The following is an 11,040-nucleotide window of genomic DNA, read 5'->3' on the forward strand; positions in this document are numbered from 1 at the left end:
CTGCAGCAGCGCATTTCAGAGGAAGGGGCCGACGCCGGCACTCACGCGAGTGCCGCCGTCGGCCTTTTCTGCGTCCCGGGGCCAGCCATGTTGAGCTCCGGCGTCATACAAGGAAAGCCCTGGCGGATCCGGAGCGCCAGCGCCCTACCCTTGACAGGTGACTTTGACTAAGATCCGTACCGCCGCCGCGGGCCCCCTCGCCGCCGCCGGTCTCCTGCTTGCCCTCGCTGGCTGTTCCAGCCCGGCCGCCACCCAGTCCAGCCCCGCTGCCTCCGCCTCTGCCTCCTCCGCATCAGCTTCGGCCAGCGCCTCTTCCACCGCCGCCGGCCCCTGCGCGGGCGTGAAGGTCATCGTCGATTCGGGCGCCCTGAAGCAGTCCGCCGCCGATACCTCCACCTGCGTGTCCGTAGACGGACCCACCGTCGCGTCCAAGGTCCTGGAGGAAGCCAAGATCAAGACCGAGGGCACCGCCAAATACCCCACGAGCTTCGCGTGCCGCGTCAACGGCGTGCCCGCTGCGGACTTCGACATCAAGCACAAGGGCGGCACGACCCGCGAAGCGTGCGATGACAAAAACACGGTCTCTTATTGGGCCCTCTGGGTGAAGCCCGCCGCCGGCACGTGGGCCTACGCGCAGGAAGGCCTGGACAGCCTCAAGCTCAACCCCGGCGAGAGCCTTGAACTGCTCTACACCGTGGACAACGAGCCGGCAGCCCCCGCGGCATGACCTTCCGGCCCGCGCCGTTGCGCGCAGCGGCAGTCCTCGCCGCTGTGTTCGTTGCGGCGCGGGTCATCTACCGCGTCCTCTTCAACGGCGCGGGCACCGGCAGCCCCCTCCTGCTCGACCTGCCGCCGCTGCGGCTCCCCGCCCCCTACGCGCACGTGGTGTTCCTGGGGCCGGTCACCGGACCCGGACTGTGGGCGGCCGTGCTGTCCGCCCTGCCCATCGCCGCGACCATCCTCGGCTTCGGGCTGCTTAACGCCTGGGTGGATGTGTCCCGCGGCTTCGTCCGGCTGGCCCGCGGCGGTCCGCTGCAGGGCGTGGCCCGGATGCTGGTGGTGGCTTGGGCGGCGCTGCCGGCACTCTCCGATGCCGTCGCGTCCGTCCGCCTGGCGTTCCGGCTCCGCGGTGAACGCTTTGGCCCCCGCGCCCTGGTTCCCGTTCTGGAACGCACCCTCGAGCATGCCTCCCGGGTTGCCGCGGCCCTGGAGTTGCGCGGCTTTGGGAGCCAGGCAGCACAGCAGAAGGGGAACGACGGCGGCCTGCCGCTTGAGGTGCGCGACGCACAGTTCCGGATTGGCGACGCCTGCATCAAGGTGGACAAGTTTGTGCCGGCCGGCGGCTCCATCACGGTCATCACCGGGCCCACCGGCTCCGGCAAGTCCACCATCCTGCGCGGCCTCGCCGGCCTGCTCTCCCATGTTGACGGCGGAAATCTTTCCGGGGCGGTGCGGGTGGGCGGGCTGGACCGTGCTTCCGCTCCCCCGCGTGAAACGGCCAGTGTAGTGGGCGTAGTTCTCCAGAACCCCCGGGCCGCGTTCGCCACCACCCGGGTCCGGGACGACATCGCCCTGGCCCTTGAGCTGCGCGGGATGCGCGCCGCCGATGCAAAGATACGGGTGCAGGAGGTTGCCGAACGCACCGGCATCATCGCGCTGCTGGACCGGAACGTCAGCACCCTCTCCGCAGGTGAGGCCACGCTCGTGGCCATCGCCGCCGCCGTCGTGGACCACCCGAGGCTCCTCCTGGTGGACGAGCCGCTGGCCGACCTGGACGCCACCGCACGGTCCCGCGTCATCGGTGTGCTCGACGCCCTGGCCCACCAGGCGGGTGTTTGCGTGATCGTGGCGGAACACCGGGCGGCGGCGCTGGTTCCCGTGGCCGATTCCTGGTGGACCCTCGAGGGCGATGCCCTGGTGCGCGGCGAGGCACCGGCCGCGCCTGCTCCTTCGTATGACAGTCCTGCGCGGGCGTCCGCGGACTCCGAGCCTGTGCTGGCGGCCGCGAACCTTTCGGTGCACCGCGGCGGCACGCCGGTGGTCCGCGACGCTTCCCTGGCCCTGCACCGCGGCGAGATCGTGGCGCTGGTGGGGCCGAACGGTGCCGGAAAGTCGTCCCTGCTGGTGGCGCTGGCCCTGGGCGAGGGAACTGGCGGTGAAGCGGGCGGCGGAAAGACGGGCAGTGGAAAGACGGCCGACGGCGGCCGGGTGGCCTTGGTGCCGGACGCCTCCGACGACCTCTTCACCAGGGACACCGTCGCGGGAGAGCTCCGCGCGGCGGAGCGGCGCCTGGCCCGCGCGAGGCGCGCACGGATCGAGCCCGGTTCCGCCGCAGCACGGCTGGCCCTCCTGCGGGGCCATGCCGGGATGCCCCACAGCGACGAACACCCCAGGGACCTGTCCGCCGGCGAGCGCCGGATCCTTGCCATCGCCCTGCAGGCCATGGACACGCCGCAGGTCCTCCTGATCGATGAGCCCACGCGCGGGCTGGATCCTGTGGCCCGGGCGGCCGTCTCGTCGGCACTGCGCGCGGCGGCGGAGGACGGCACGGCCGTCCTGATCGCCACCCACGACCTCGACTTCGCCCACGGCCTGGGTGCGCGGATCCTGCCGATGCGGGACGGCGTTGCGCCCTCGTCCCCGACAGTCGACCCGGAAGAACCCGCCCTTTCCGCGGCACAACCACTCGCCGCCTGGTCCGAACCCCCGCCTGATCGTCCCGCTGCGAAACGGCCGCGCCGCCGCCTGCGGATGCCGCGGGCCGTCGAACTCACAGTGCTGGCGGCTGCCAACCTGCTGGCCCTCGCTGCCTTTTGCTGGCCCTTGGTCGCCGCAGCCCTCCCCCAGGACGCTGCCGCCGCAACCCCCTACATTGCCCTGGCCATCGCCCCCATGGCCGCGGTCGCCGTCGTGCTTTCGTTGGACGGGTCCATTCGCTCCGCACATACCGTGGCGCTGCTCGGAGTGCTGGCGGCCGTCGGGTCCGCCGTGCGGGTGGCGAGCACCGGCGTCGGCGGCGTGGAGGCGGTGTTTATCCTGCTGATCCTTGCGGGCCGCGCGTTCGGTGCCCGGTTTGGTCTGCTGCTGGGCGCGGCCACCATCGCCGTGTCCAGCGCGCTGTGGGGCGGGATCGGGCCGTGGACACCGTTCCAGATCTTCGCCTGCGCGTGGGTAGGTGCGGGGGCTGGGCTGCTCCCCCGCAGGGTGCGCGGCAAAGCGGAACTGTGGATGCTGGCGGCGTACGGGGTGGTGTCGTCGTACGTGTTCGGGCTGCTGCTGAACCTGTGGTTCTGGCCGTTCGCGGTGGGCGGCGGCACCGGCATCTCCTACGTTCCGGGCGCACCGCTGGGCACCAACCTCAGCAGCTTCCTGCTGTATTCGCTGTTGACGTCGACGGCGGGCTGGGACACCCTGCGCGCCGTCACCACGGTGATCGGCATCGCCGTGGTGGGCCGGGCGGTCCTTGTTTCGCTGCGGCGGGTGAAGCCGGTGTCCGGGGGCGTTGCGGAGGCCGGCGGGAAGGCCGGGAAGGCCCGCCCAACCGCGGCCCCCTCCCCGTCGAGGAAGCGGCGCCAGCTCACACCTTGAAGTACTTCGCCTCCGGGTGGTGGAAGACGAATGCGTCCGTGGACTGTTCGGGATGCAGCATCAGCTCATCGCTCAGGATGACGCCCATGCGCTCGGGCTTCAGCAGCTCCGTCACCTTCCGGCGGTCCTCCATGTCCGGGCAGGCGGGGTAGCCGAGCGAGAAGCGGGCACCGCGGTAGTCGAGCTTGAAGTACCCTGCCGTGTCCTTGGGCTCCTCGGACGCGAAGCCCAGCTCTTTGCGGATCCGGGCGTGCCAGAACTCGGCCAGCGCCTCGGTGAGCTGCATGACCAGGCCGTTGAGCTCGTAGTAGTCGCGGTACTGGTTGGCCGCGAACATCTTGGAGGTGAATTCCTCGATCTTGGAGCCGGCGGTCACCAGTTGCACGGGGAGCACGTCGATCTGCCCGGACTCGCGGGACTTCACGAAGTCGGCCAGGCACAGGTGCCGGTCGCGGCGCTGGCGCGGGAAGTCGAACCGCAGGCGGTCGCTGCCGATCGGTCCGCCTGAACCACCGTCGGGGGCGAGCAGGCCCGCCTGGCCCAGGACGCCGTCGGGATCCTCGCCGTGGTGCAGCACCACCACCTGTTCGCCTTCGGAGACCACTGGGAAGTAGCCGTACGCCACGGAGGCGTCCAGCATGCCTTCGCCCAGGATGCGGTCCAGCCAGTAGCGCAGGCGCGGGCGGCCTTCGCGTTCCACGAGTTCCTCGTAGGAGGCGCCGTCCTCGCCGCGGCCGGGCTTCAGGCCCCACTGGCCCATGAAGGTGGCACGCTCATCGAGGAACGCGGAGTAGTCGTGCAGTGATACGCCGCGGACAATGCGGGTGCCCCAGAACGGCGGCGCAGGCACGGGGTTGTCGGTGGCGACGTCGGATCGGCCGGGCATGGCTTCCGGCTCGGTGATGGTGAACTTCGCCCCGCCCTTGTGGATGCGCTTCTTCAACGGCGGCAGGCCGACGTCGTCCGGTGATTCGCCGCGGGCCACGCGCACCAGCGGTTCCATGAGGGAGAGTCCCTCGAAGGCGTCCTTGGCGTAGCGGACCACGCCGTCAAACTGCTCGGCGAGGTCCTGCTCCACGTAGGCGCGGGTCAGGGCGGCGCCGCCCAGGATGACCGGCCACTTCTTGGCCAGGCCGCGGGACTGCAGCTCGGCGAGGTTTTCCTTCATCACCACGGTGGACTTCACCAGCAGCCCGGACATGCCGATCACGTCGGCGTTGTGTTCCTCGGCGGCGGCGATGATCTCGGCGATGCCCTGCTTGATGCCAATGTTCACCACTTTGTAGCCGTTGTTGGTGAGGATGATGTCCACCAGGTTCTTGCCGATGTCGTGCACGTCGCCGCGGACGGTGGCGATCACCATGGTGCCCTTGCCCGAGGAGTCCGACTTTTCCATGTGCGGCTCGAGCAGCGCGACGGCGTTCTTCATGACCTCGGCGGACTGCAGCACGAACGGCAGCTGCATTTCGCCGGCGCCGAAGCGTTCACCTACCACCTTCATGCCCTCGAGCAGGTGGTAGTTGATGATGCCGAGCGGGGTCATGCCCTCGCTGCGGGCCAGGTCCAGGTCCTCCTCGAGGCCCTTGCCTTCGCCGTCGATGATGCGGCGTTCCAGGCGCGCGCCGGTGGGCAGGGCGGCGAGTTCGGCGGCGCGCTGGTCCTTCAGGGCTGCGGTGTCGACGCCGGCGAACATGTCCAGCATGCTGGCGAGGGGGTCGTACGTGACGTTGCCGTCGGCGTCGTATTCGCGGCGGTCCCAGACCAGGTCCAGGGCCACCTTGCGCTGGTCCTCCGGGAGGGAGGCGAGCGGGACGATCTTGGCGGCATCGATGATGCCGCTGGTCAGACCCGCCTGGACGGCCTCGTGCAGGAACACAGAGTTGAGCACGATGCGAGCTGCGGGGTTCAGGCCGAAGGAGACGTTGGAGACGCCGAGCGTGGTGTTGATGCCCAAGTATTTCGTGGTGATCTGGCGGATGGCCTCGATGGTTTCGATGCCGTCGCGGCGGGTTTCCTCCTGGCCGGTGGCCACGGGGAAGGTGAGGCAGTCGACGATGATGTCCTCGACGCGCATGCCCCATTCGCCCACCAGGGCGTCGACCAGGCGGGAGGCGATGGCTACCTTGCCCTCGGTGGTGCGGGCCTGGCCCTCTTCGTTAATGGTCAGGGCGATCACGGCGGTGCCGTGTTCCTTGACCAGCGGCATGATGCGGGCGAAGCGGCTGTTGGGGCCGTCGCCGTCCTCGTAGTTGACGGAGTTCACTACCGGGCGGCCGCCGATGAGTTCCAGGCCGGCCTGCAGGACGGGCGGTTCGGTGGAGTCGATGACCAGCGGGAGGGTGGAGGCGGAGGCGAAGCGGCTCACCACTTCCTTGATGTCGGCGACGCCGTCGCGGCCCACGTAGTCGACGCAGACGTCCAGCAGGTGGGCGCCGACGCGGATCTGGTCGCGGGCGATGTCCACGCAGTCGTCCCAGCGTTCTTCGAGCATCGCCTGGCGGAAGGCCTTGGAGCCGTTGGCGTTGGTGCGCTCGCCGATGGCCAGGTACGCGGACTCCTGGTCGAAGTTGACGTGCTGGTACAGGGAGGCGACGCCTGCTTCGCGCTCCTCCGGGATTCTCGCAGGCTTTCCGCTGTTGGTGACCACGGCTTTGCTGCGGAAGGGGGCAAGACGTTCGACGACGGCGGCCATGTGTTCCGGCGTCGTACCGCAGCAGCCGCCCACCAGGCCCAGGCCGAATTCGCGCACGAACTGTTCGTGCGCGGTGGCGAGTTCGGCTGGTGAGAGCGGGTAGTGGGCGCCGTTGGCGCCCAGGACGGGAAGTCCGGCGTTGGGCATGCAGGCGATGGCGACGGAGGACTGTTTGGAGAGGTGGCGCAGGTGCTCGCTCATCTCGTCCGGGCCGGTGGCGCAGTTCAGGCCGATGGCGTCGACGCCGAGCGGTTCCAGCGCGGTGAGCGCGGCGCCGATTTCGGAGCCCATGAGCATGGTGCCCGTGGTCTCGACCGTCACCTCGACGAAGATGGGAAGCCGGATGCCTTTGGAGACGATGGCCTGCTTGCAGCCGTTGACCGCGGCCTTGGTCTGCAGGAGGTCCTGGCTGGTTTCGATGAGGAACGCGTCCGCGCCGCCGTCGATGAGGCCCTCGGCCTGGAGGGCGAAGGTCTGCTTGAGCCAGTCGTAGCTGGTGTGGCCCAGGCTGGGGAGCTTGGTGCCGGGGCCCATGGAGCCAAGGACCCAGCGCATGCGGCCGTCGGTTCCTTCTGCCGCTTCGGCGCGTTCGCGGGCGATTTTGGCGCCTTTTCTTGCCAGTTCTTCGATGCGGTCGTCGATGCCGTAGTCGGAGAGGTTGGACCAGTTGGCGCCGAAGGTGTTGGTCTCCACCGCGTCGATGCCGGTGGCGAAGTAGGCGTCATGGATGTCCGCGATGACGTCCGGGCGGGTGTCGTTGAGGATCTCGTTGCAGCCCTCAAGGTTCTGGAAGTCCGTCTCAAGCTGCAGGTCCCGGCCCTGCAGCATGGTGCCCATGGCGCCGTCGGCGATGACCACGCTGTGGTTCACGGCGTCCAGGAGTTCCTGCGAACGGGCAGGACGGGGGACGGACTCGATGTCCAGTGCGAAACGAGGCATTTAAACAGGTTACGGGCGGGGGCGCCTGCATTGCGCTGTATGTCCGGATGCTACGGCTGAGGCGGAAGGTGTTGACGGGCCCCATCAGAATTCTGTACTTTTAAGTACAGAGTTAATCGATCGGTACACTCTTTCATTGAAAGGACCCTTCCATGACACGACCGCCCCTTCCTCCGTTCGATGAAGCCTCCGCCATCCTCAAGGTGCGCAGTGCCGAAGATGGCTGGAACACGCGCGACCCTGAACGCATTTCCCTCGCCTACAGCGAGGACAGCTGGTGGCGCAACCGCGCAGTGTTCCTCTCGGGCCGCCCCGCGATCGTGGAATTTCTCAGCGGCAAATGGGAGCGGGAACTGGATTACCGCCTGATCAAGGAGCTCTGGGCCTACACGGGGGACGTGATCGCGGTGCGCTTCGCGTACGAGTACCACGATGCCGCCGGCCAGTGGTTCCGCGCATACGGGAATGAGAACTGGCGCTTCGACGATAATGGGCTCATGACCCACCGCCACGCGAGCATCAACGACGTCGCGATTGACGAGTCCGAGCGCAAGTTCTTCTGGGACGCCCCCGGCGCGCGCCCGTCGGACCACCCGGGCCTGACCGAACTCGGACTCTGATGCCCCGGACTGTTCTTGACCGCTCAGACGCAGTCCTTGCCCTCGCCGGCGTCTTCCGCCGGCGGGGCTTCGAAAGCGGCTCACTGTCCGTGATCCAGCAGGAGACCGGTATTGGGCGGGGCAGCCTCTACCACTTCTTCCCCGACGGGAAAGCGGACATGGCACGCGCGGTCCTGATGCAGGTGCGGGCGTGGTTCGACGGGCAGGTGTTCGAACCGCTTCGCACGGCCGCGGATGCCGCCCAGGCGGTGACTTCCATGTCACGCGTTGTGGAGGAGTACTTCGCTTCCCGGGAGCGGGTCTGCCTGTTCGCCGCGATGACCCTGGGGGAAGAACAGGAAACCTTCGCCGCGGAGGTCCACGCATACTTCGCCGACTGGGTGGGCGTCCTCGCGGAAACGCTGGAGCGGGGCGGGGTTGCCAAGCCCGATGCCGCAGGCCTTGCCGTGGACGCCGTGGCAGCGATCCAAGGCGGACTGATTATGACGCGAGCCCTCGACGACGATGCCATGTTCTCAGGGATTGTGGCCCGCCTGAATGAGCGGTTGCTCGCGGCGCTGGGGTAGCGGGGGCGGGCTTTTTGCTGAGGCGGCCTTCGGCATTCCGGGCCAGCGGCTGGAAGGCCTTCACACCTGCCGCCTCGGACGGTGGCGACCGACCGGCTCGTCGCGCCTGCAGCTTCCACCGGCGCCCACACATGAGGGTCGTGCTCACCCGGCCAGAAAATTCAAAGCCGATAACGGACCTTATGTCAAGCTGCTGGTCAGAAGGGGGCGGAAAGGCCCTCCCTCAAGCTTACGAAAGGTTGTGTATGGCCCCGGCCCAGCGTGGGCCGGACACGGCCCGGCGGACAGCCCTGGCACGCCCGTGGAAGTCGATCTTTGGAACCCGCTGGGAGTCGGTTGGAGCAGGCGCGTCATCGTAGGGGCGATGTTCGATATCGTGCAGAGTCCTACAGGAGTCGGTGATCAGGCCCATGCCGGCATACTCGCGGACGGCGGCAATCCCTGCGACGGCGTCGGTCTTGGTGGTAAAGGGTTTGGATACGGCCATGACGGTGCCGTCGGGCGCTGTCAGGCGGAACCTGAAGGCTGATTCTGCGTCGATGAACAGTTCGAACATTCCTGCCATTGCGATCCTTTCGTCTGCGGGATCACTGGGCCGGCGTCGTTGCCGCCCATGCGCGTGGCGTCGTTGCTTGCGCTTTTCGTGGTGTCCCGCTCCAAATTTTTCATCAATTCAGCATGCGTTCGACGAGTCTTCCTTAGGTACACCTGCTGGCGCAAGGGATTCCCCTGGCATCCGGCCGAAGTGATGCCCTGCTCTCGGTCAGCCCGGCGCACTTCGGGCGACGTCCCCGAGCCGCCCGAAGTGCGCCGTCGTCGTTATCAACCAGGACGTTCCTCCCTGCTTGAGCCCCTACTGTTGGAATTGCCGATGCGTTGCGCGCGGCGAGACCACGGCGCCAAGCCAACGTCTCTCAGACTCGAGCCCTCGAAGGATTTCCGTGTCAGACCTGGTCCCGGAGTACCTAACCTACGACTACCGCTGCACCTTCCGCGGGGTTCCCGGCGTCCATCACGACCCGGACGATTATCCGATGTTCTGGACCGTGAAGGTCAAGGGCCAGGTCTGGGACAACGAAGATGATAACGACGGCAAGGAAGTGACCGTCGGCGAGGCCGAGCTGTGCATCGTCCCGGACGCAGGCATTATTGACCTCTTCCTGACACTGGACGCGGTAAACCAAGAGGTCGCCAATATCGGCGAGATGCTCACTGTCAACCGACCAGACCTGATCCACGAGATGAGCCTCGGCGGGGATCTGATGATCCTGTCATGGCTGAAAGTCGCACCGAAATTCCGAGGAAACAAGCTTGGCCACTCGATCCTGAAAGCGGTCCTCAGCACGATTGGCAGGTCATCGACCAAAGTCATCATTGAGGCCACTCCCCCACTGACCGACAACGGCCCGATGGAAGGCAGCCCGGAATACCTTGCCGGGAAGGCCGCGCTGCGGCGGTACTGGGAAAGCTTCGGGTTCCAGCCGGCCCACGGCGACTACCTGGTCTTCGACGGCATGGCCGACGGCATCGACTGACCGCATCACCCCACTCCCCACCGCCCAGACCTTGACGTTCCCCCGCCACACCCTGACACTCGATTCCACAAGTCAAGGGTTGGAGGCGGCCGTAAACGGTCAGCGCATCGGCTATGTGCGGGTCAGCACGCTCGACCAGAATGAGCGGCGTCAGCTCGAGGGCCACGTCCTGGACAGGGTCTTCACGGATAGGGCCTCCGGCCGTGACACCGCAAGGCCACAGCTGACAGAGTTGCTGCGGTTCGTCCGCGACGGCGACACCGTGGTCGTTCACAGCATGGACCGGCTCGCCCGCAACCTCGATGATCTGCGAGCCCTGGTCCAGGAACTCACCCGGCGAGGGGTGCGGGTGGAGTTTCTCAAGGAACAGCTCGTCTTCACAGGCGAGGACTCCCCAATGGCCAACCTCATGCTCTCAGTCATGGGCGCCTTCGCCGAATTCGAACGGTCCCTGATCAGAGAACGCCAGCGCGAAGGCATCGCCCTGGCCAAGCAGCGCGGCGCCGACAAAGGGCGGAAGAAGACCCTGACACCGTAACTGGCGGCCGAGTTGGTCAAGCGCGCCGGCACCGGGATCCCGAAAGTCGTCCTCGCCCACGACTACGGGATCAGCAGGGAAATGGTCAACCAGTACCTCCGCCAGGCCGCACTGAAATAGAACCACCTCTTTCCCGGCGTTTCCCAGCCAACGCCAAGGTTTACGCCGCATGGTTATCCATGGAACTTCGGCCAACCGCTATTTGGCCGGAGTTTCGCCAATTCCTGCGGAGCATCGCAAAGTCCCCCGCGGGCTGCCCAGCACTTCGACCAACCGCCCCGCAGCCGTTCGCCTTCGGTATGCACGGCAAGCATCGCTTGGCCGAGCGTAGACAGTCATCACAGTCCAGCTTTAGAGAACCTATGTTATCGGCGTGCCTGGAGGCCATGGCCAGCTTCAACGCAAGGCGTCAGCTCCAAAAAGCAGCAGCCCCCTTCAGGGGCGTGAAGCAGTCCGGATTGAGATACAGCAGCCTCGAGTGCGGAAGTTGCAGCCCGCATCAAGTCCCGCCTTCCTCACTTGTCGGAACCGAGGATCTCGCACTACCTATTGACTGGTTCCC

7 protein-coding genes and 1 pseudogene are annotated in these 11,040 nt (G+C 67.2%); 6 read left to right on the plus strand and 2 right to left on the minus strand.

The window, feature by feature from the left end; translation table 11 throughout:
- Positions 1 to 157: 157 nt before the first annotated feature.
- Together RM50_RS16990 and RM50_RS16995 are read left to right on the plus strand one after the other, a co-directional pair.
- Positions 158 to 727, plus strand: a complete 570-nt coding sequence (locus tag RM50_RS16990) for a hypothetical protein (RefSeq protein WP_043455050.1) — start codon at positions 158 to 160, stop codon at positions 725 to 727.
- Positions 724 to 3,588, plus strand: coding sequence for an ATP-binding cassette domain-containing protein (locus tag RM50_RS16995; RefSeq protein WP_043455052.1), 2,865 nt, complete (start codon positions 724 to 726; stop codon positions 3,586 to 3,588). The genes RM50_RS16990 and RM50_RS16995 overlap by 4 nt, the downstream gene beginning before the upstream one ends.
- Here the strand turns inward: RM50_RS16995 and metH are convergent.
- On the minus strand, positions 3,578 to 7,219 hold the full coding sequence (gene metH / locus RM50_RS17000; protein ID WP_043455054.1) for a methionine synthase: 3,642 nt from the start codon (positions 7,217 to 7,219) through the stop codon (positions 3,578 to 3,580). The genes RM50_RS16995 and metH overlap by 11 nt on opposite strands.
- Before the next feature lie 152 nt (positions 7,220 to 7,371).
- Here metH and RM50_RS17005 point away from each other — a divergent pair, with 152 nt between their 5' ends.
- A complete protein-coding gene (locus RM50_RS17005) occupies positions 7,372 to 7,839 on the plus strand; it encodes a DUF1348 family protein (RefSeq protein WP_043455055.1) in 468 nt (155 codons plus the stop codon).
- The gene (locus RM50_RS17010; RefSeq protein WP_043455056.1) at positions 7,839 to 8,405 is read left to right on the plus strand and encodes a TetR/AcrR family transcriptional regulator; all 567 of its coding nucleotides are present in this window, start codon (positions 7,839 to 7,841) and stop codon (positions 8,403 to 8,405) included. The genes RM50_RS17005 and RM50_RS17010 overlap by 1 nt, the downstream gene beginning before the upstream one ends.
- Positions 8,406 to 8,634: 229 nt before the next feature.
- On the opposite strand, the gene RM50_RS17015 is transcribed toward RM50_RS17010, so the two are convergent.
- The gene (locus tag RM50_RS17015) at positions 8,635 to 8,970 is read right to left on the minus strand and encodes a YegP family protein (protein ID WP_043455058.1); all 336 of its coding nucleotides are present in this window, start codon (positions 8,968 to 8,970) and stop codon (positions 8,635 to 8,637) included.
- A gap of 376 nt (positions 8,971 to 9,346) precedes the next feature.
- Here RM50_RS17015 and RM50_RS17020 point away from each other — a divergent pair, with 376 nt between their 5' ends.
- Both RM50_RS17020 and RM50_RS17025 read left to right on the plus strand, forming a co-directional pair.
- Positions 9,347 to 9,940 carry a hypothetical protein gene (locus RM50_RS17020; RefSeq protein WP_043455059.1) on the plus strand — a complete coding sequence of 198 codons (594 nt, stop codon included), beginning with the start codon at positions 9,347 to 9,349 and terminating at the stop codon, positions 9,938 to 9,940.
- Between the two features lie 79 nt (positions 9,941 to 10,019).
- Positions 10,020 to 10,598, plus strand: a pseudogene (locus RM50_RS17025) (recombinase family protein).
- Positions 10,599 to 11,040 lie beyond the last annotated feature (442 nt).

Origin of the sequence: Pseudarthrobacter phenanthrenivorans, from assembly GCF_000813845.1 — a bacterium.
Lineage (GTDB): Bacteria > Actinomycetota > Actinomycetes > Actinomycetales > Micrococcaceae > Arthrobacter > Arthrobacter phenanthrenivorans_B.